This window comes from Agrobacterium sp. NPDC058088 (assembly GCF_042885035.1).
In the GTDB taxonomy this organism is placed as follows: Bacteria; Pseudomonadota; Alphaproteobacteria; order Rhizobiales; family Rhizobiaceae; genus Agrobacterium.
Map to the genome: position 1 here is coordinate 519,782 of NZ_JBHVSU010000002.1, position 19,729 is coordinate 539,510.

General features: G+C 59.9%; 14 protein-coding genes. 6 read left to right on the plus strand and 8 right to left on the minus strand.

The features are described from left to right. On the plus strand, positions 1-1,410 hold the full coding sequence (locus tag ACFVTJ_RS07885; protein WP_386906908.1) for a sensor histidine kinase: 1,410 nt from the start codon (positions 1-3) through the stop codon (positions 1,408-1,410). Positions 1,411-1,531: 121 nt separating this feature from the next. Then, positions 1,532-4,495, plus strand: a complete 2,964-nt coding sequence (locus ACFVTJ_RS07890) for a bifunctional [glutamine synthetase] adenylyltransferase/[glutamine synthetase]-adenylyl-L-tyrosine phosphorylase (protein WP_386906149.1) — start codon at positions 1,532-1,534, stop codon at positions 4,493-4,495. 201 nt (positions 4,496-4,696) lie between these two features. On the opposite strand, the gene ACFVTJ_RS07895 is transcribed toward ACFVTJ_RS07890, so the two are convergent. The 3 genes from ACFVTJ_RS07895 to pepN all read right to left on the minus strand — a co-directional run bounded on the left by ACFVTJ_RS07895 (position 4,697) and on the right by pepN (position 10,376). After that, the gene (locus ACFVTJ_RS07895; RefSeq protein WP_386906151.1) at positions 4,697-7,033 is read right to left on the minus strand and encodes a PAS domain-containing sensor histidine kinase; all 2,337 of its coding nucleotides are present in this window, start codon (positions 7,031-7,033) and stop codon (positions 4,697-4,699) included. A 239-nt stretch (positions 7,034-7,272) separates the two neighbouring features. Next, positions 7,273-7,593, minus strand: coding sequence for a carboxymuconolactone decarboxylase family protein (locus ACFVTJ_RS07900; protein WP_386906153.1), 321 nt, complete (start codon positions 7,591-7,593; stop codon positions 7,273-7,275). A gap of 134 nt (positions 7,594-7,727) precedes the next feature. Then, complete coding sequence (gene pepN, locus ACFVTJ_RS07905; RefSeq protein WP_386906155.1) at positions 7,728-10,376, minus strand: aminopeptidase N; 2,649 nt, start codon at positions 10,374-10,376, stop codon at positions 7,728-7,730. Positions 10,377-10,814: 438 nt separating this feature from the next. Between pepN and ACFVTJ_RS07910 the strand changes: the two genes are divergently transcribed. After that, on the plus strand, positions 10,815-11,750 hold the full coding sequence (locus ACFVTJ_RS07910) for a DMT family transporter (protein ID WP_386906157.1): 936 nt from the start codon (positions 10,815-10,817) through the stop codon (positions 11,748-11,750). 299 nt (positions 11,751-12,049) lie between these two features. On the opposite strand, the gene ACFVTJ_RS07915 is transcribed toward ACFVTJ_RS07910, so the two are convergent. The 3 genes from ACFVTJ_RS07915 to ACFVTJ_RS07925 all read right to left on the minus strand — a co-directional run bounded on the left by ACFVTJ_RS07915 (position 12,050) and on the right by ACFVTJ_RS07925 (position 14,635). Further along, positions 12,050-12,241 (minus strand): hypothetical protein, encoded by a 192-nt coding sequence (locus ACFVTJ_RS07915; protein WP_003509784.1) that lies wholly within the window; start codon positions 12,239-12,241, stop codon positions 12,050-12,052. A gap of 152 nt (positions 12,242-12,393) precedes the next feature. Next, positions 12,394-13,293: a uracil-DNA glycosylase family protein gene (locus ACFVTJ_RS07920; protein ID WP_386906159.1), complete on the minus strand. Its 900-nt coding sequence runs from the start codon at positions 13,291-13,293 to the stop codon at positions 12,394-12,396. Between the two features lie 43 nt (positions 13,294-13,336). Further along, complete coding sequence (locus tag ACFVTJ_RS07925; protein ID WP_386906161.1) at positions 13,337-14,635, minus strand: Hsp70 family protein; 1,299 nt, start codon at positions 14,633-14,635, stop codon at positions 13,337-13,339. A 449-nt stretch (positions 14,636-15,084) separates the two neighbouring features. Here ACFVTJ_RS07925 and ACFVTJ_RS07930 point away from each other — a divergent pair, with 449 nt between their 5' ends. After that, on the plus strand, positions 15,085-16,020 hold the full coding sequence (locus ACFVTJ_RS07930) for a diguanylate cyclase domain-containing protein (RefSeq protein ID WP_386906163.1): 936 nt from the start codon (positions 15,085-15,087) through the stop codon (positions 16,018-16,020). A gap of 20 nt (positions 16,021-16,040) precedes the next feature. On the opposite strand, the gene ACFVTJ_RS07935 is transcribed toward ACFVTJ_RS07930, so the two are convergent. Continuing rightward, positions 16,041-16,829 carry an SDR family oxidoreductase gene (locus tag ACFVTJ_RS07935; protein WP_386906165.1) on the minus strand — a complete coding sequence of 263 codons (789 nt, stop codon included), beginning with the start codon at positions 16,827-16,829 and terminating at the stop codon, positions 16,041-16,043. Positions 16,830-16,910: 81 nt separating this feature from the next. On the opposite strand from ACFVTJ_RS07935, the gene ACFVTJ_RS07940 reads away from it, so the two are divergent. Then, a complete protein-coding gene (locus ACFVTJ_RS07940) occupies positions 16,911-17,831 on the plus strand; it encodes a cation diffusion facilitator family transporter (RefSeq protein ID WP_386906167.1) in 921 nt (306 codons plus the stop codon). Positions 17,832-17,862: 31 nt separating this feature from the next. Here ACFVTJ_RS07940 and ACFVTJ_RS07945 read toward each other — a convergent pair whose 3' ends face one another. Beyond that, positions 17,863-18,732 carry a DMT family transporter gene (locus ACFVTJ_RS07945; protein ID WP_386906910.1) on the minus strand — a complete coding sequence of 290 codons (870 nt, stop codon included), beginning with the start codon at positions 18,730-18,732 and terminating at the stop codon, positions 17,863-17,865. 61 nt (positions 18,733-18,793) lie between these two features. Here ACFVTJ_RS07945 and ACFVTJ_RS07950 point away from each other — a divergent pair, with 61 nt between their 5' ends. After that, the gene (locus ACFVTJ_RS07950) at positions 18,794-19,414 is read left to right on the plus strand and encodes a TetR/AcrR family transcriptional regulator (protein WP_386906169.1); all 621 of its coding nucleotides are present in this window, start codon (positions 18,794-18,796) and stop codon (positions 19,412-19,414) included. The last annotated feature ends 315 nt before the right edge of the window (positions 19,415-19,729 follow it).

The window sequence follows — 19,729 nt, forward strand, 5'->3', positions numbered from 1 at the left end:
ATGGCCCGCCTCAGACTATTGTTCAGATCGACGGCGGTGCGCCTTTCGGCGCTCTATATCCTGCTATTCGCACTCTGCGCCGCCTTCCTTGTCTTTTATGTCACGGCGCTCTCCGAACGGCTGTTGAACCAGCAGACGCGGGATGCCGTCCTGCAGGAAGTTTCGGATGTGCAGCGCGTCTATAATCGCGGTGGCATCAATCCGCTGCTGAGGATGATGGAGCGCCGTGCCCGCCAGCCGGGTGCGAGCCTTTACATCATCGCCGGCCCGAATGGCGAAATCCTCGCCGGAAACGTCGCCTCTGTAGAGCCCGGCGTCTTCGACAAGGAGGGCTGGACCGGTTTTCCTTTCCGTTACGAGCGATATTCCGAAAGCGGCGACAGCGTGCAGCATCTCGCCACCGCCAATGTTTTCGTGCTGGACAATGGCCTGCGCATCCTGATTGGCCGCGATCTTGGCGAGCCGACGAAGTTCCGGGCGCTCGTGCGCAATGCGCTGATGGTGGCGCTTGCGATCATGAGTGGTGGCGCTTTGCTCATCTGGTTTGGCATTGGCCGCAATGCGCTCAAACGCATCGACCGCATGTCGGCCGCAACCAAGAGGATCATAGCCGGCGACCTTTCCCAGCGCCTGCCGCAGGGCCGCTCCGGTGATGAATTCGACCGGCTGTCCGGCTCGCTCAACGCCATGCTCGGCCGCATCGAAAAGCTGAACGAGGGCCTGCGACAAGTCTCCGACAATATCGCCCATGACCTGAAGACGCCGCTGACGCGGCTGCGCAACAAGGCAGCCGCAGCACTTGATGACGACGACGAGACGAAACGGCGGGCTGCCCTTGAAGGCATCATCGCCGAATCCGACCAGCTCATCCGTACCTTCAATGCGCTGTTGATGATCTCCCGCGTTGAGGCAGGTTCGATCGCGGCTGAAATGACCGGTGTGGACATGTCGGCGATCGCCGCCGACAGCGCCGAACTTTACGAGCCGGTGGCCGAGGATGCTGGCCTTGCGCTGGAATCGCAGATAGAGCCGGGTCTTTCCGTACAGGGCAACCGCGAACTGATCGGCCAGGCGCTTTCCAACCTCATCGACAATGCCATGAAATATGCCTGCGAAGGCGAGGGCGACAAAAAACTCGTCGTTCGTCTGGTGAAAGAAGCGGAGGCGATCGTGCTCTCCGTTGCCGATAATGGTCCCGGCATTCCCGCCGACAAGCGCGGTGAGGTGCTGAAACGCTTCGTGCGGCTGGATGAGAGCCGCTCCAAGCCGGGCACCGGACTGGGCCTCTCGCTGGTGGAAGCGGTGATGGAGCTGCACGGCGGATCGCTGGTGCTCTCGGACACGGATGCCACCAATACGGCTTGCCCGGGACTGACCGTTTCCATGATCTTCCCCGCTACGACAGGCTAAAGCTCGGCACTCACCCGAGCATGTTTTTCTGGTCGCAATCCTTGCGTCATTTGTTACAACCGTCGGCATGATGGCGGGCTCGGTTATGGGCCGCTGCCAAAACGCGGGATGGGAGACTTGCGTGACGAAAGAGAAAAAAACCGTCAGAGGTCTGAGCGATGTTCTGCCGGGTGCCATCCGCCCCTATACGCAGACGGAACTGAAATCCGTTCTTTCGACGCTGAAGGATATCGGCAAGGCAGAACCGGCGGTGGCCACGCTTCTCGCCGGCGAAAGCCCGCTTAAGGACTTCATCGCCGCCGCTTTCACCCTGTCGCCCTATCTGCGCGACATGGCGGCGGCGGATGAGGGGCTTTTGACGCTGGCGATTTCGAAGCCGCTGGAGCCGCTGCTGACCGATCTGGTGCGCGAGGCGCGTGATTGCTGGAAGCCCGCAGAGGGTGCCGTGCCCGCCGAAAACGAGGTGATGTCACGGCTCAGAACAGCCAAGCGTCGGCTTTCCTTCGTTGCGGCCCTTGCGGATCTTGCTCGCCTCTTCACTGCCCGCGATACGACGCGGTGGCTGAGCGACATGGCGGATGCATCGCTATCCGCCGCCATCGATCATCTGCTGCTCTCAGCGCATGAAAGCGGCAAGCTGAAACTGAAGAATATTGCAGCGCCCAGCGAGGGTTCCGGGCTGATCGTGCTCGGCATGGGCAAACTCGGCGCGCGCGAGCTCAACTATTCCTCCGATATCGATGCCGTCGTGTTCTTCGAACCTTCGGCTGGCATCATGGACGATCCCTATGATGCGACGGAGAATTTCGGCCGCATGATGCGCCGTCTCGTTCGCATCATGCAGGAGCGTACCGCCGATGGTTATGTCTTCCGCACGGATCTGCGGCTGCGGCCAGACCCCGGCTCGACACCGCTCGCCATCCCCGTGGAAGCGGCGTTGCTTTATTACGAGGGCAGGGGCCAGAACTGGGAGCGTGCCGCCTATATCAAGGCAAGGCCTGTGGCCGGCGATATCAAGGCGGGTGAGAATTTCCTGCGCGAGTTGACGCCCTTCATCTTCCGCAAATATCTCGATTATGCGGCGATTGCCGATATTCATTCCATCAAGCGGCAGATTCATGCGCATAAGGGCCACGGCGCCATTGCGGTGAAGGGCCACAATGTCAAACTCGGGCGTGGTGGCATCCGCGAGATCGAGTTCTTCGCCCAGACCCAGCAGCTGATCGCCGGCGGGCGCATGCCGCCGCTACGCGTGCGCGCAACCGAAGAGGCGCTGGCGGCGCTGACTGAGGCGAAATGGATCGACGCCGAAACCCGCGACAGCCTGACGGAGGCCTATTGGTTCCTGCGCGAGGTGGAACACCGCATCCAGATGGTGCGCGACGAGCAGACCCATGTGCTGCCTGACACGGAAGCCGAATTGAAGCGCATCGCCTTCATGCTGGGTTTCGAGGACACCAAGGCTTTTTCGGAGAAGCTGGAAGAGGTGCTGCGGCTGGTGGAGCGGCGTTATTCGGCGCTGTTCGAGCAGGAGGTGAAGCTGTCGGGCGAGGCCGGCAATCTGGTCTTCACCGGCCAGAAGGACGATCCCGATACGCTGAAAACGCTCTCCACGCTCGGCTTTCAACGGCCGGAGGATATTTCCCGCGTCATCCGCACCTGGCACAATGGCCGTTACCGGGCAACGCAATCGGTCGAGGCGCGCGAGCGGCTGACGGAACTGACGCCTGACCTGCTGCGCGCCTTCGGTGAAAGCAAGCGGGCCGATGAGGCACTGCTGCGCTTTGATAATTTCCTCTCGGGCCTGCCGGCGGGCATCCAGCTTTTTTCGCTGCTCGGCAACAACCCGGCGCTGCTCGACCTGCTGGTAACGATCATGTCCTCCGCGCCGCGCCTTGCCGAAATCATCGCCGCCCGGCCGCATGTTTTCGACGGCATGCTGGACCCGGCGCTGATGAGCGACGTGCCGACACGGGATTATCTCGCCCACCGCATGGGCAATTTCCTCTCCAACGCACGCCACTACGAGGATATTCTCGACCGGCTGCGCATTTTCGCCGCTGAGCAGCGGTTCCTCATCGGTGTCAGGCTGCTGACTGGCGCAATCCGTGGCGAGGTCGCCGCCCGCGCCTTCACCCATCTTGCCGATCTGGTCATCGAGGCGGCGCTGAATGCGGTGCTTTCGGAAATGGAGGCGGCGCATGGGCCTTATCCCGGCGGCCGTGTCGCCGTCATGGGCATGGGCAAGCTCGGCTCCTTCGAGCTCACAGCCGGTTCGGATGTCGATCTCATCCTGCTCTATGATTATGACGACACCGCTCATGAATCGACCGGCGCAAAGCCGCTCGATGTGGTGCGTTATTTCACCCGCGTCACCCAGCGGCTGATCGCTGCCCTGTCAGCCCCGACGGCGGAAGGCGTGCTCTACGAGGTCGACATGCGGCTTCGCCCCTCCGGCAACAAGGGACCGGTGGCGACGCGTATTTCCGCCTTCGAGAAATACCAGCGCGAGGAGGCCTGGACCTGGGAGCACATGGCGCTGTCGCGTGCCCGCCTCGTCTGCGGCGAGGACACGCTCATGGAGGATGCGCGCCGCATCATCGCCTCCATCCTTTCGCAAAAGCGCGATGTGGCGAAGGTTTCCGCCGATGTGCTGGAGATGCGAAGCCTCATCGAGCAGGAAAAGCCGCCGGAGAATATCTGGGACTTCAAGCTCATCAATGGCGGCTTGGTCGATCTGGAATTCATCGCGCAATATCTGGCGCTGGTAGGGCCTGCGAAGGGGCTTGCCGCGCATGAACCGGGTCGCAACACGGCCGAGGCGCTGCAGGTCCTGGCCGCGCCGGTCATGGAACCGCAGGCTTTCGATGACTGCATGGCGGCGATGGGGCTTTATACCGAGATTTCCCAGATTGTGCGGTTGTGCATCGATGGGGCGTTTAACCCGAAGGAAGCGCCAGCGGGCTTGATCGATCTTGTGTGCCGGGCAGGAGATTGCCCTGATATTGCGACGCTGGAGGGGGAAGTGAAGCGGTTGGCGAAAGCGGTGCGGAAGGCGTTTGTTGGGGTGGTGAAGAACGGGTGATGTGGGCGGGTTTGGCTTTACCCCCCTCTGCCCTGCCGGGCATCTCCCCCTCAAGGGGGGAGATCGGCCAGAGGCCCTCTCGCCACTTCCATCCTCTACCGTTGAGATGGTCGAAAGCTGGCCGCATATCGATCTCCCCCCTTGAGGGGGAGATGTCCGGCAGGACAGAGGGGGGTGAAGCCACACTCTCCCACATCCCTATCAATGCACCGTCCCACACCGCCCCGCCGTATGCGGAATAATAATCGTCACCACTGTCCCACGTCCTTCACACGAGCGGATCTTCATCGTCCCGCCATGCAACTTCACCAGCGAGCGGGAAATCGCAAGACCAAGCCCCGAGCCGCCCTGGCTCTTGGCATATTGGCTCTGCACCTGCTCGAAGGGCTGGCCGATCTTTTCCAGAGCCTGGGTGGGAATGCCGATGCCGGTATCGGCGATGGTGAGGATCATCGCAGCCTCATGCACATGGGTGCGTAGCGCAATGCGGCCGCCATCGCCCGTGAATTTCACGGCGTTGGAGAGCAGGTTGAGCATGATCTGTTTCATGGCACGGCGGTCGCCCTGCATGGTGAGGCCAGCGCAGACTTTCTGCTGAACGGTGATGTTCTTCTGCTCGGCCTGGATGGCCGTCAGACGCAGAGTTTCCTCGATCAGCGGCGCGAGGTCGATCGTCTCGCGGTTGATGCGCATATGGCCCGCCTCGATCTTCGACATGTCGAGAATATCGTTGATGACGTTCAAGAGGTGCTTGCCGCTGTCGTGAATGTCGCGGGCATATTCGGAATATTTTGGCGAGCCGACGGGGCCGAACATCTCGTTCAGCAGGATTTCGGAGAAACCGAGAATGGCGTTGAGCGGCGTGCGCAGCTCGTGGCTCATATTAGCGAGGAATTCCGATTTCGCCCGGTTTGCGGCCTGGGCGCGCTCTTTTTCGGCGAGGTAGTTGGCGTTGGCGTCGGAAAGCTCGGTTTTCTGCCGTTCCAGCTTGTGCTGCGAGGCGGAGAGATCGCCGATGGTTGCCATCAGCCGGCGCTCGGAATCGCGCAGCCGCTCCTGATGGCGCTTGAGAAGCGTAATGTCGGTGCCGACAGAGACGAGGCCGCCATCGCGGGTGCGGCGTTCGTTGATCTGCAGCCAGCGGTCATCGGCAAGCTGCACTTCCGTGGTGCGTGACAGGCCGGACTGGTCCGCATCGGCAACGCGGCGTTCCACGACAGGTCGGGCGGCCGCAGCATGGACAGTGGTTTTTTCCGTGCCGGCCACAAGCACGCTGTCTGGCAGGCCATAGGCCTTCTGGTAGTGGGTGTTGCACATAACCAGACGATCATTCTTGTCCCACAACACAAAGGCTTCCGAGGTGGATTCGATGGCGTCGGCAAGGCGCTGGTCGGCCTCTGCGTAGCGTTGGGCAAGACGGTGCTGCTCGGTGACGTCCATGGCGATGCCGATGACACGCGGACCGTTATTGGTGCGGATCACCTGCGCACGGGCACGCAGCCAGACATAATGCCCCTTGGAATGGCGCATGCGGAAAATCTGGTCGATCTGGCGCAGGTTGCCGCAGCCGACGGCGCGGGCGAGCTCGTAGAGATTGCCGTCTTCCGAATGCATCATGCGGGCCGCGTCTGAGAAGGAGAGCGGTGCTGCCTTCGGCGGCATGCCCAGAATTTCATAAAGCGAACCGGACCAGAACATGCGTCGGCTGGCAAGATCGAAATCCCAAAGGCCGCAGCGGCCGCGCGACAGCGCCGTTTCCACCCGCAGGTTGGATTCGGCGAAGATGTCATCGGCGTCGCGGGCGCGCTTCACCTGCATGTAATAGGCGTAGAGCACGACAAGCAGGATGGAGGAGATGCCGGCGAACAGCGTCACGTTCATGGCGATCTCGCTGCGCCAGAAGGAACGGATCGGCTGCAACGAACGCGCCGCGATCACCATCGCGCCATCGTCGCCAAACGGGATCATCGTCGCATAATGCTGCTGGCCATCGATATTGGTCTCGATGGTGCCGGGTGCGCCGGGGAAACGCTGCACGATGGCAATCTCGGGAAGCAGGGCGGGCAGCGAGGTGCCGACGTAAAGCAAGGCATCCTTGCCGGCGCCTGCGAAAATGCGGCCATTGCTGCCGGACAGCAGCACCATGGTGCCATCGGCAAGGCTGCCCGATGGCAAAGCGGCGACAAGGTTTGCCTCGGCGCGGGTGCGATCCTGTGCTGTGAAGATCGTGTCATTGTTCAGAAGGGCCGCTTTGGCAGTCAGCGCCGTCAGTGCGGTGGAATGGCGGGCGGCTTCTTCCATGCGGCTATATTCGGCAACGATGCCCAGCATGCGCGAGGCGGCAACGACGACGAGGAAGGCGAGGATGAGAATGGGGATCAGACGTTTGAGCAGGGTCTCGACCTGCGCCGCCGGGCGGTCGGTGCCATTCATCAAACCCATCAGGTCGCTGGAAAGCCTTTCGCCCCAGGCCGCAAGATCAGAAAATTTGGCATACGGCCGCTCATCGCCCGCAGTCGCCCGCCGCACGTTCGTCATTGTCCCGCCTTTTAGATATCCCCACTGATTCGAAGCGCCGCCGCTCGAATATCCCTAATGAATCAAATGCGATTCCCTCTGTCCAGAGGCAAAAGTTAAAAGAAATTTAACCCCTTGAACCGACTCCGTATTTTTTCGGGACAATCTGTTTCCGCTTCGGGGGACGCGGGATTCATGAAGAAAATCAGTGAGCCGGCACTTTAATTTCGGCTGCTTCGGGATCCCGCGTGGAACGGGTTTTAGGCTCCGTCGAAGGCATCGAGAGCAGGGCCAAGCGCGCCGATCACGCCATTGCCCGCGGCTGGAAGACCGGTCAGCACTGCGCTGATGATATCGTCGCGGCTCGCACCGTGCGCCTTGGCTTCCATCACATGAAAACTGATACCGCTTTCCAGACGAAGAGCGGCCAGAATGCCGATATAGATCAGGCTCTGCGTCTTCAAGTCGAGCGTGGAGGCCGCGCCCAAGCCCTGCACAGCCTGCAGCCATGCGGTCTTATGAGCCGGGGCGTCGGTCATGAAGCGTTGAAACGAAGCGCTGGTTCTGGACATGTCCGTCATCTGAAATTCCTTTCTGGTCCCGAGCCGAGGTTGGCCCTTCGCACAGAAGGATGCCGCGCAATGCGCGACGCCGCCTTGATGGAAATCAAGACGGCGTCGCGGCGTGGATCAGAGTGGTGAGACTTCGGGGGCGATCAGCCCTTCAGGATGCGTCCGACAATATCGCTCACATCCGTCGAAAGGCCTTTCGCTTCGGCAATGGTCGAAAGCGCGGCTTTCGCATGGTCTGCACGGTTTGCCTCAAGCGAGCGCCAGGAGCGCATGGAGGTAAGGATACGGGCAGCCAGCTGCGGATTGCGCTTGTCGATGGCGATGATCTGTTCGGCAAGGAAACGGTAGGCCGCGCCATCCGCACGGTGGAAACCGGTGGGGTTGGAGAAGGCGAGCGTGCCGACCAGCGAACGCACCCGGTTCGGATTGGTGGCGATGAAATGTTTCGATTTCATCAGCGTCTTGATGCGCTCCAGCGCAGCTTCGCCCGGAATGGCGGCCTGCAGCGAGAACCACTTGTCGAGAACGAGCGCATTGTCGGCAAAGCGTTTTTCGAAGGCGGCAAGCGCCTCCTTCGTTTCGGCACTGTCGGGGAAGCGCTGGGTCAGGACGCTGAGCGCATGCGCAAGATCGGTCATGTTGGTGGCGTCGGCATAGGCCTTCGCTGCCCGCTCCGGCGTTCCCTCGGCATAGGCGAGGAAGCTCAGCGCGCCATTGCGCAGCGAACGGCGTCCGGCGCTGTCTGCGCCGGGGTCATAGGCCTCGCCATTGCCAGCACTGTCGACAAGGCGCTGCAAGGTTTCGAGGCCAGCCGTGGCAATGGCCTTGATCGTAGCATTACGCGCCTTGTGGATGGCGTCGGGATCGGTGTTGCCGCCGAGTTCGCGGGCGATATCCGTTTCGCTCGGCAAGGCAAGCGCCTGCGCCCGGAATGCCGGTTCCAGCGTATCGTCGCCGATGATTTCGACGAGCGTTGCGGAGAGCGCCGCATCCGTCTGTATCTCTTCACCGTTCTGCACCGCCTTGGTGGCGGCAATCAGCGCCGGCAGGGCAAGATCGGTCAGCGCCTGGAAACGAGCGAACATGTCGGTTTCATGCCGGGCGATCTGCACCAGATCGGCCGCATTCTGCTCAAAATCCAGATTGATCGGCGCCGAGAAGCTGCGGTTGATCGACAGCACCGGACGCGAGGAAATACCGGAGAAGGAGAAGGTCTGGTTGCGTTCGGTCAGATGCAGCACGCCATCGCGATACTCACCGCCTTCGACAGCCTGCGGTTCGGCAATCTGGCCATTATCGAGGATCAGTGCCAGCGACAGCGGAATGTGACGCGGCTGCTTCACCCGCTGACCGGGCGTCGGTGCCACGGTCTGTTCCAGCGTCAGGCTGAAAGTGGCCTTGCTGGCATCGTAAGCGGACGAAACGGAGACCAGCGGCGTGCCGGCCTCGGTGTACCACAGCGAAAACTGCGAGAGATCGCGACCGCTGGCATCGGTAAAGCTCTTGACGAAATCTTCGACCGTCGCCGCTTCGCCGTCATGGCGTTCGAAATAGAGGTCCATGCCCTTCTTGAAGTCGTCAGCGCCGAGGATCGTTGCGATCATGCGGGTGACTTCGGCACCTTTTTCATACACGGTCGTCGTGTAGAAGTTGTTGATTTCTCGGTAGGTATCCGGGCGCGGCGGATGCGCCAGCGGACCGGAATCCTCCGGGAACTGCTCCGACTTCAGGTGGCGCACATCGGCGATACGCTTGACCGGACGCGAGCGCATGTCCGCGGAAAACTCCTGATCGCGATAAACCGTCAGGCCTTCCTTGAGGCACAGCTGGAACCAGTCGCGGCAGGTGATACGGTTGCCTGTCCAGTTGTGGAAATATTCATGCGCAATGATGCGCTCGATATTGGCGTAGTCAGCGTCAGAGGCCGTTTCCGGGTCGGCCAGCACGAATTTGTCGTTGAAGACGTTGAGCCCCTTGTTCTCCATCGCGCCCATATTGAAATCGGACACGGCGACGATCATGAAGATATCGAGGTCATATTCGCGGCCGAAGCGCTCTTCGTCCCACGTCATGGAACGCTTCAGCGCGTCCATGGCATAGGCCGCACGCGGCTCCTTGCCGTGCTCGACGTAAATCTTGAGCGCCACTTCGCGGCCCGACATGGTGGTGAAAGTATCTTCCACCACGCCGAGATCGCCGGCGACAAGCGCGAAGAGATAGCTTGGTTTCGGATGCGGATCGAACCAGGCAGCAAAGTGACGGCCCTCGTCGTAATTGCCGCCGCCGAGGAAGTTGCCGTTCGACAGGAGTAGCGGATTGCCTTCCTTCGCCGCAATGATCGTCACCGTGTAGGGCGCCAGAACATCCGGGCGGTCGGGGAAATAGGTGATGCGGCGGAAACCTTCCGCTTCGCATTGCGTGCAATAAACGCCATTGGTGCGGTAAAGCCCCATCAGCTGCGTATTGACCTGCGGGTTGATGTAGTTGGTGACGCAGATCTCAAAGGGGGCTTCGGCCGGCAGGTCGCGGATGGTCAGGCTGTCGGGCGTCGCCTCATATTGGCTGGCGGGAAGTTCCACCTGGTCGAGCAGCAGACTGGAAAGCGTCAGTTCGTCGCCATCGAGAATCAGCGGGGCCTTGATATCGGCACCTTCGCGCCGGTGAAAGATCAGACGGGCTTCAACCTTGGTGTTCTTGGGGTCGAGTTCGAAGGTGAGATCCACCCGCTCCAGAACGAAATCGGTGGGGCGGTAATCTGCCAGGTGAACGATCTGGCCCGTGTCTGTTCGCATGACTATCCCTGAATAACTTGGCGTGGTCTCCCGGCATCATGTCGTCATAAGGCCCGGATGTAAAATAGGTAGAGTATTCGTCACGTTCATGTGCGCATCGGAGGACGTTATGTCCCGCCATGGAAGGTTTTGCCGGTCATGCAGACGATCCTCCCGCCGCCGGACGTCAGGACCATCGCAGCAAATGTTGAACGATTGCTGAAATTATATTTTATTTTCTTCAAATTTTAGCGCGTGCCACTTTTGGTTTGCGGTCATCCGCCCGGCCGGGAGAACGAAGCTTCGCCAGATCAGCGGAATTCATGTGTGAATAACGTTTTTTGTTGTAAAGCCCAGGAGGAATGCTCTAGCCTTGGCGCATCCACTTCCCCTGCGTCGTCTCCCCCAAGTGAAAACCTCCCGATGGCGTGTCTGTGCAGCCGATATGAGTAACTGCCTATGAACGCCGAACCGATGAATCCCTTCCGCGGGATCAGCATGAAGCTGATTTCGGTTGGCTTTTTTCTGGTCATGCAGACGTGCATCAAGGCCGCAGGCGATGTGCCGGCGGGGCAGATCACCTTCTTTCGTTCGGCTTTCGCCATCATTCCGATCGTCGTTTACCTCGCCTGGCTGCATGCGCTGGCAAGCGCGCTGCACACCAACAATCTTCTCGGCCATTTCAAGCGCGGTTTTCTCGGCATCCTCTCCATGGCCTGTGGCTTTTACGGGCTGACCATGCTGCCGCTGCCGGAATTCATCGCCATCGGTTATGCCTCGCCGCTGCTCGCCGTCGTTTTCGCCGCCTTCATTCTGCGTGAGAAGGTGCGCGTCTATCGCTGGAGCGCGGTCTTCGTCGGCATGATAGGCGTGCTGGTCATTCTGTGGCCGAAGATGACGCTTCTGCGCGAAGGTGGATTTGCCGCGGGCGAGGGGCTGGGGGCTATTGCCGTGCTGTGTGGCGCGGCGCTGGGTGGGTTGGCAATGATCCAGGTGCGGCAACTCGTGGAGACGGAAAAGACGCCGACCATCGTGCTCTATTTTTCGCTCACCGCCACTTTGTTATCGCTCATCAGCGTGCCGCTCGGCTGGAGCGCGCTGACGATGACGCAGACGATGCTTTTGATGACCAGTGGCATCTGCGGCGGCGTTGCACAGATTTTCCTGACGGAAAGTTACCGCCATGCGGAAGTCTCCGTCATCGCGCCCTTCGAATACAGCTCCATCATCTTTGGAATCGCGGTCTCCTACATCCTGTTCGGAGACATCCCCACCTTCACCATGCTGATCGGCACGGCGATCGTGATTCTTGCTGGCATCTTCATCATTTTCCGCGAGCATCAGCTGGGCTTGGCGAGGCGGGCGGCGCGCAAAGCCTCGACGCCACAGGGGTGAGGGATGTTGCCACTCCCGCGGTAAGCTTGCGTCGTATTCCCCGAAGTTAATGACGAGGGCAGATATTTTCCCGGCGTCATCCTTGGGCTTGTCCCAAGGATCTAAACACGCCACCAAAATTGATCCGTTGCAGATCCTCGGGACAGGCCCGAGGATGACGTCGGAGTGTTTGGCGCGGTCCATCGTTATGCGGCCCGCTCTCGCAAACACACGCAAAAGCAAAAGGCGCCTTCCCGAAGAAAGACGCCAGCGCGCTATCATATCTATAGACCAGCACTAAACTGGTCTGAAAGTGCTTCTCAGCGCTCGCGGAAATCCGCGAAGACTGCCGAAGGACGCGTCACGCGGACCTGCTGCATGGCAGCGCGTGCGGTCATCTGTTCGTTTGCGGCTGCGCCGAAACGATGGTAGCCCTGACTGGAACGAGGGCCGAGGCCCGCCAGGCGGAGCGTTTCAAAGCCGGAATGTACCGGACGGAAGCGAGTGGTCATTGCCTTGGTTCCTTTAACCGAATTCCTCCCAAGACATGGTCGCTATATCGCAGCGCAGCATGGATTCGGCAAGCCGGCCAAATGCGCCGCTGTTATGCGTAATGCGCATGGCTTTTTTCATAATTCATTTACATTGATCAGGAATGAGGCAATCAGCCCTCGGCGATCCTTGCCTGAAAAGCCAATAAATCCTGCCATGCCAATGACTTGCTGGCTGGCGCATTCAACAGTTCCTGCGGGTGCAGGCTGGCGAGAGCCGGCAGAATCAGGTGTCCGGCTGCGACATCACGCCACTGTCCGCGCAGTGTGTGGATGGTACCTGTGCCGCCAAAGAAGAAACGTGCGGTGAAGTTGCCAAGAAGCAACAGGTGTTTCGGCTCCGCAAGCGCGATCTGACGCTCGATGAAGGGCCGGCAGATATCCATCTCGGCCTGAGTCGGTGGGCGGTTGCCCGGCGGCCGCCAGGGAACGACATTACCGAGCATGACGGCGCTGCGCTCAAGCCCGATTGCCGCGAGCATCCGATCCAGCAGCAGGCCGGTTTTGCCGGCAAAGGGCAAGCCCTCGCGGTCGTCATCGGCGTCAGGCATGGGGCCGATGACCATGATGGGGGAGGCGGGATCGCCTTCACTGAAAATCGTATTGCGCGCGCTGTTCTTGAGATTGCAGCCGCTGAAACCCTCAAGCGCGGTTTTCAGCTCGGCAAGCGACCGTGCGCTTTCCGCCGCAAAACGTGCGGCCGCCACGGCCTGCTCGTCCGGCATGGCGACATTCTGCTGAATGGCGGGGGCGGCCGGTGCGCCACGCGCAGGGGCGCTTCGGCCTGGTGCCTGCCGTTGAGGCGCATCAGTGCGGCGATCGGCCGGGCTTTCCACCTGCCGCGCCGCTGCGGCAGTGTCCTGCCCCGGCATGGGGCGGGCAGGGCGGGCGGCGGCAAATTCAGCGAAACGGTCAACCGGCGTCTCTTCCAGCATCCAGTCCACGCCCGCATCCGCATGGAAATGCAGGAGGGCGGCGAGTTCGGCCGGGGAAAGGTCGTGGACGGCGATCATGGGCGGAAATTACCCCATGTTCCCCGCCCGGGGAACCCGCAAATCACACTGTCCAGCGCTGAATATCGCCGCTTTCGCCAATCATGGCCAGACCGTGGGCAATCGAAAGCAGCTCGCCGCCGCTCTCGATGCGGTCGGCGTCGAAACGGCGGGTGAAGAGTTCGCGCACCGCCGGAACGAAGGAGGTTCCGCCGGTCAGGAACACCTTGTCGATCGCATCAGGCGCAACCTGCGTCTTTTCCAGAACCTCGTCGAGCGCTTCTTCGATCTTGCCGAGATCCTCGGCGATCCAGCTGTTGAAATCGCTGCGCTTCACCATCTTGCGTCCGGCCTTGCCGAGCGGCGAGAAGTTGAACTCCGCTTCTTCCGCAGACGACAGCGCCATCTTGGTGGCGGAAATCGCCTGATAGAGCGGGTAACCCTCGTCATGCTCGACCAGATCGATGAACATTTCCAGCTTTTCCGGCTCCAGCGCCGAACGCACCAGCGATTTGAGGTCGGTGAATTCCTTCGAGGTCTTGAAGATCGACAGTTGGTTCCAGCGGCCGAAATTCACGTAATAGCCGGAGGGCACGTCCAGCACCTTGTCGAAGCTTTTGAACTTGCTGCCCTTGCCGATTTCAGGCGAGACCAGATTGTCGATCATGCGGAAGTCGAAATGATCACCCGCAACGCCGACGCCGGAATGGCCGATGGGGGTGGCGGAAAGCTTGCCGGCATGGGTTTCGAAACGGATCAGCGAATAGTCCGTCGTGCCGCCGCCGAAATCCGCCACCAGCACATTCGCGTCCTTTTTCAGGCTTTGCGCGAAATAATAGGCGGCCGCCACGGGCTCGTAGACATAGTGGATTTCCGGGAAGCCGGCCCGGGTGAGCGCCTCGTTGTAACGGGCAAGCGCGAGCGTCTCGTCCGGGTTGCTGCCGGCGAAACGCACCGGCCGGCCGGCGATGACAGTTGAAACGTCTCCCGGCCACTCATCCCCCGCATAGATCTTCAGCTTGCGCAGGAACACCTCCATCAGATCTTCGAAGGTCTGGCGCTTGGCGAAGATCAGCGTGCCCTGAAACAGCGGTGAGGCCGCAAATGTCTTGATCGACTGCAGGAAACGACAGTCACCGGCATTGTCGATGAATTGGCGAATGGCGGCATGGCCCGCTTCCACATGCAGGGCGGCCGCACCGAGGCCGGCATCCTTCATGAAGGAGAGCGCGGTGCGCATGCTGTCATCCGTGCCCGCGCTGCTGGTGAAGCGCATGGAGTGGCTGGCGCCGCCAGTGTCGGAAAGAGCCATGACCGTGTTGGTCGTGCCGAAATCGAGGCCGAGAGCCCGCTTTTGCGTCATCGCCATATCCTTGTGCCGATAGAGAACCCGCCCGGCCCTTGGGCGGCCCGGCGTGAAGATAAGGGATGCTCTTGGCACCCCGATGTCAGAGGAGGGCGGTTGATTGCACAAGGCAGACGGAATGGCAAGCGACGGCGGTATTTTTTCAGTCTCTGCAAAGGCGGGTCGCCGCGCGAAGTTGCCGCAACCTTGGTGTCGCATTGTAGACGGGAGGATTATCCACGCATGAAAGAACATGATAGTTCTCTGGAGTAGCTTTAGGCGCTCCTCGTCATAATGGAGCGTATAAAAATAACAGCTACTGAAATGATGCAATTTGTTATGCGAAATAAATATTTTATTTAATGTTGGCATGTCTTGCTGGATGTACTGTATTTGGTCGTCGGTCGTTTCGTAGTCCTGGAAATTTGATGCCCCACGAGATCAGACAATACGTCTTGGACGACGCCATGCCGGATCATACCGGCATCGTTCGGGGCGACATGGGCGTTTTCATCCAGCTCATGACGCTCATGGAAGCGTCGCAGCAGGGCTATGCGCTGTTTGACGGCAGCGATGAGTTGCGTTTTGCCAATAGCGCCTTCCGCGCCGCACTCGGTATGGAGCGGAACTCATTTCCAAGTTGGGCGCAGTTGATGCGCAGTGGCTACCTTAAGGCCATCGGCACCACCATTGAAACGTCAGATTTCGAACTGTGGCTGCGCTCCGCAAAGACACGGCGCGGCAAGTTACCGTTCCGCACCATTGAGACAAGCCTGAATGACGGGCGCTGGATATTGACGACTGAAACCACGCTACCGGGCGGCTGGATGCTGTGCGTCATTACCGATGTCTCAGAGCTTGGCGTTGAGTTGCGCGATCTGCGCCAGGAGCGTGACAGGGCGCTCAAATCCGCCTTGAGCGACGAACTGACGGGGCTCGGAAACCGCCGCTATGCGATGGATGCGCTCAACCACCTGCTTGGTCCCAACAAGGCGCAGGCGCTTGCCGTCATCATCATGGATATCGATCACTTCAAAAGCGTGAACGACCGCTTCGGGCATGCATATGGCGATCTCGTGCTGAAAGACTTCGCCGCGCGCCTGTCCTCCACTGCAGGCCGTGATGATCTTCTCGGGCGCATTGGCGGGGAAGAGTTCCTGCTGGTTCTCAGTGGTTCAAGGATGCACAGCGCAGAAAGTCTGATGCGGCAGCTTCTGTCGTCGCTGGCGGATGCCGCGCCTCTGCACGACATGCCCGATTTTCGCTACAGCTGTTCAGCCGGCATTGCCTATGCAAATCCCGGCGAAAGCGCCACTGACGTTTTGCGCCACGCCGATACGGCGCTTTACGAGGCGAAGAACACCGGGCGGAACCGTTACGTCGTTTACGCAACGGTCCCATAATCGGCCTTGCGTGTTGGCCCTTAGTTCGACTTCGCCGCGCCGCCATCTACCCGCAGCATCGTGCCGGTAATGTAGCTTGCCGGCACCGAGCAGAGAAAAGCGCCGGCGGCGGCAAATTCTTCCACCGTGCCGAGCCGGCCGGCCGGAATGCTCTTGACCGAAGCCTCGCGGATTTCCTCGACGCTTTTTCCCAGACGCTTGGCGTTCGCGCCATCAAGCTCGTCAATGCGGTCGGTGTGAATGCGGCCGGGCAGGAGCAGGTTGGAAGTGATGCCGAAGGAAGCCACTTCGCTCGACAATGTCTTGCTCCAGCCGACCAACGCGCCGCGCAGCGTGTTGGAGAGCGCCAGATTGGCGATCGGTTCGAACACGCCTGACGAGGCCACGGTCAGGATGCGGCCAAAGCCCTGTTCCTTCATCTGCGGCAAAAGCGCATTGGTCAGCGTGATGACCCGCAATACCATCGACTGGAAGAAAGTGTCGAGCTTCTCGGTCGTCATCTCCTGGGCAAGGCCGGGCGTCGGACCACCGGTATTGTTGACGAGAATATCGATGCCGCCAAGCTTGTCCTTGACGGCCTGAACCATGGACTCGACAAAATTGTCATCGGCAAGATCACCCCACACCCAGTCGGCCTTGCCCTTGCCGAGCGCATTGATCGCCTTGCAGTTTTCCGCCAGTTTTTCACCGCTTCGGCCAACCAGAAGGACGTTCGCACCTTCTTTCGCAAGCGCTGTCGCAATGCCCAGCCCAAGGCCGCGAGAGGAGGCGAGAACGAGGGCGCGTTTGCCCGAAATGCCGAAATCCATGGGGTCTGTCCTGTCCTTGTTTGCAGTCTATGTGCTGTTTATAGGAAGATGGCGTCCGCTTTTGAAGGTAAAATACACGTCATGACAGAACAATCCCTGCTCAAATTCTCCATCGCCGTCACAATGCTTCTGGCTCTGTTCGGCATCGGCGCAGGCTTGCTCTCCGGCTCCTTCGCCGTGGTTTTCGATGGTGTTTATGCGCTTACTGATGCTTTCATGACGGTACTGGCTTTGCTCGTGGCGCGCCTGATCGCCGCCTCCGCAGCGCCACGCCCCGGTGGCCGACTGGCGGAACGTTTCACCATGGGTTTCTGGCATCTGGAGCCGATGGTGCTGGGCCTCAACGGCACGCTGTTGATGGGCGCTGCGATCTATGCGCTTATCAATGCCACCGACAGCCTGATGGATGGCGGCAGATCGATCGAGTTCGATTACGCCATCATCGTCACCTTCGTCAGCTTTGCCGTCTCGCTTGCCATGGCTTGGTTCGTCAGACGGCAAAACCGCCGGCTGAAATCCGCTTTCGTGGCGCTGGACGCCAAAAGCTGGCTGATGAGTGCGCTTTTGAGCATGGCCCTGTTCGTCGCCTTTGCCATCGGTTACGGCCTGACGGGGACGTCGCAGGCCTGGCTCGCGCCCTATATAGACCCGGCCGTGCTGGCGCTCGTCTGCCTCGTCATCATCCCCATGCCGCTCGGCAACGTGAAGCAGGCGCTTGCCGACATCCTCCTGGTGACGCCGCTGGAGTTCAAGCAGCATGTGGACGGTGTGGCCGGCGAGATCGTGACCAAATTCGGCTTTTCCTCACACTATTCCTATGTCGCCCGCGTCGGCCGCGGCCGGCAGATCGAACTCTTCTTCATCGTTCCGAAAAACTGGCCGCCCCGGCGTCTGGAGGAATGGGACGCTATCCGCGATGAAATCGGCAATGCGCTGGGCGGCGAGGGGAGCGACCGCTGGCTGACGATCGTGTTCACGACGGATGAGGAATGGGCGGTTTGAATGCTCCGTCCGTCAGCCTCGGAAGGGCTTTTTACGGCACGGTAGCGGCCCTGCGGTTTCCCGCCAGATACCAGGAGACCGACATAATCACGATGGCGCCTCCAGTCAGAACGATGGGCGATATAACTTCATTGTAAAAGAGCCAGACCCATACTGGTCCGAGAATAACATCCAGCATGGAAATTAATCCGGCCTCGCCGGCATTTATTCGCCGGGACCCTTCGAGCAGGAGTATATAGCCGAGGGCAGTGGTGAAGACGCCGTAAAGTGCACAGGCAATGATCTGCGTCGGGGCGGGAATCTCAAACCGCATCAGCGGCAGCGCGACGCAAAGGCAAATCAGCGCAGCGAGAGCGGTCATCAAGGTGGTGTCCATGTCCGGAAAGCGCTTCGCGATCACGATTTGGGTGGCGCAACCTGCGGTCATAACAAAGGCGGCAAAGATCCCGAGCATATCCTGCTGCGATACCGCCGCGCCGACAGAAATCAGGACGCCGACGAATGCAGCGCAGCCGGAAATGACGAAGCGATAGGTTACCCGGTCGCGCATGCACATCCATGCGATACCGGCCACGACGAATGGCAGTGTTGCGTAGATCGTCATGACGTTTGCGACGGTCGTCCACCGCAACGACGCGATATAGGTCATCGCCGCGATCGCAGACACCAGGCACCCGGCAGCGCCGGGCAAGCCGAATGACGTCGACGACTTTTGTCTGGCAAATCTATTCCGAAGTAGAAGAAACGCGCCGAGAGCCAAAAAGGTGAACGTAGAGCGCCACCCCACCATCGACCATACATCCATATCCGCCATGCGGACGAAAAGCCCCGCTGTGCTCCATAAAACTGCGGAGGCTGCGACAAGGTATATGCCACTCGAACGCTCATGTGATAGACTCATATCGGTATCACCCCGCAGAGGTAAGTATGTATAATCAATATTGTAGACGATCGGTCTAGTCATGGTTGGTCAATCTGCGACGCGCGCGCGTCTCATTTCGGAGGGAATGCGCCAGCTGCTTGCCCACGGTTATGAGGGCGTTGGGATCGGCCCGATCCTGAAGGAAGTGGATGTCCCGAAAGGCTCGTTCTATTACTTCTTTGCGAGCAAGGACGACTTCGTTGTGGCGGTCATCGAGGCCTACGAACAAAAATACGCTGAGATCAGGGAAAGATTTTTTGCGGATACCTCTCTGGGCGCCTTGCAGCGCCTGGCGGACTATTTCGAGACGCTGGAAGTGGAGCTTAGGCAGGACGGGCCTTATGCAGGCTGCCTTTACGGCGTCATTGCGCAGACCTCCGCCGGTCGCAGCGCTCTCGTCCGCGACGCGCTCGCTATTTCCTTCGGGCGATGGGAGACGAGCATCCGCGAACTGCTGACCCAAGCTCAATGTGAAGGCAAAATTGCCAGGGAAGAGGACGTTTCTGATCTGTGCGCTTGCATAATTGAGGCCTATGAAGGTGCGCTTATCCGCGTGAAAGCAACGGGCGATATAGCCGCTTTCAGCCGGTTCCGCACCAGGGGCCTGCAAAGGCTGATGGCGAACATGCATTCCCGTGGCGGCACAATTTCTGAAAGCTAGCGGTTGGCTCGCGTCATCAAAGACGCTGCGTGGAACCACTATGCAGACTTGCTTTCGTTGTTGATTCGCTTCCAGACGCCAGGCCAATCGCCCTTGACGGCCAGGAGCGCAACCTCTATCGTTTTATTACGTGAACGTAAAAGTAATAAGAATTCATCAGGTTGTCTGACAATTGACTGGTGCATGACCTGATTCGCCGCTATACACGCTCGACAAAGGCGTCTCGCTTTGCGAAGACAAGTGCTGATCGTTGCCGTGTCGCGGATGGGCTTTCTGTCTGGCGCAGGCGGTGCGATGCGGTTTCGAAAAAGACGA

Coding starts and splice junctions, on each gene's coding strand:
- ACFVTJ_RS07885 (WP_386906908.1), top strand. CDS start 1: ATGGCCCGCCTCAGACTATTGTTCAGATCGACGGCGGTGCGCCTTTCG.
- ACFVTJ_RS07895 (WP_386906151.1), bottom strand. CDS start 7,033: ATGACGAACGTGCGGCGGGCGACTGCGGGCGATGAGCGGCCGTATGCC.
- ACFVTJ_RS07900 (WP_386906153.1), bottom strand. CDS start 7,593: ATGACGGACATGTCCAGAACCAGCGCTTCGTTTCAACGCTTCATGACC.
- pepN (WP_386906155.1), bottom strand. CDS start 10,376: ATGCGAACAGACACGGGCCAGATCGTTCACCTGGCAGATTACCGCCCC.
- ACFVTJ_RS07910 (WP_386906157.1), top strand. CDS start 10,815: ATGAACGCCGAACCGATGAATCCCTTCCGCGGGATCAGCATGAAGCTG.
- ACFVTJ_RS07915 (WP_003509784.1), bottom strand. CDS start 12,241: ATGACCACTCGCTTCCGTCCGGTACATTCCGGCTTTGAAACGCTCCGC.
- ACFVTJ_RS07920 (WP_386906159.1), bottom strand. CDS start 13,293: ATGATCGCCGTCCACGACCTTTCCCCGGCCGAACTCGCCGCCCTCCTG.
- ACFVTJ_RS07925 (WP_386906161.1), bottom strand. CDS start 14,635: ATGACGCAAAAGCGGGCTCTCGGCCTCGATTTCGGCACGACCAACACG.
- ACFVTJ_RS07930 (WP_386906163.1), top strand. CDS start 15,085: ATGCCGGATCATACCGGCATCGTTCGGGGCGACATGGGCGTTTTCATC.
- ACFVTJ_RS07935 (WP_386906165.1), bottom strand. CDS start 16,829: ATGGATTTCGGCATTTCGGGCAAACGCGCCCTCGTTCTCGCCTCCTCT.
- ACFVTJ_RS07940 (WP_386906167.1), top strand. CDS start 16,911: ATGACAGAACAATCCCTGCTCAAATTCTCCATCGCCGTCACAATGCTT.
- ACFVTJ_RS07945 (WP_386906910.1), bottom strand. CDS start 18,732: ATGAGTCTATCACATGAGCGTTCGAGTGGCATATACCTTGTCGCAGCC.
- ACFVTJ_RS07950 (WP_386906169.1), top strand. CDS start 18,794: ATGGTTGGTCAATCTGCGACGCGCGCGCGTCTCATTTCGGAGGGAATG.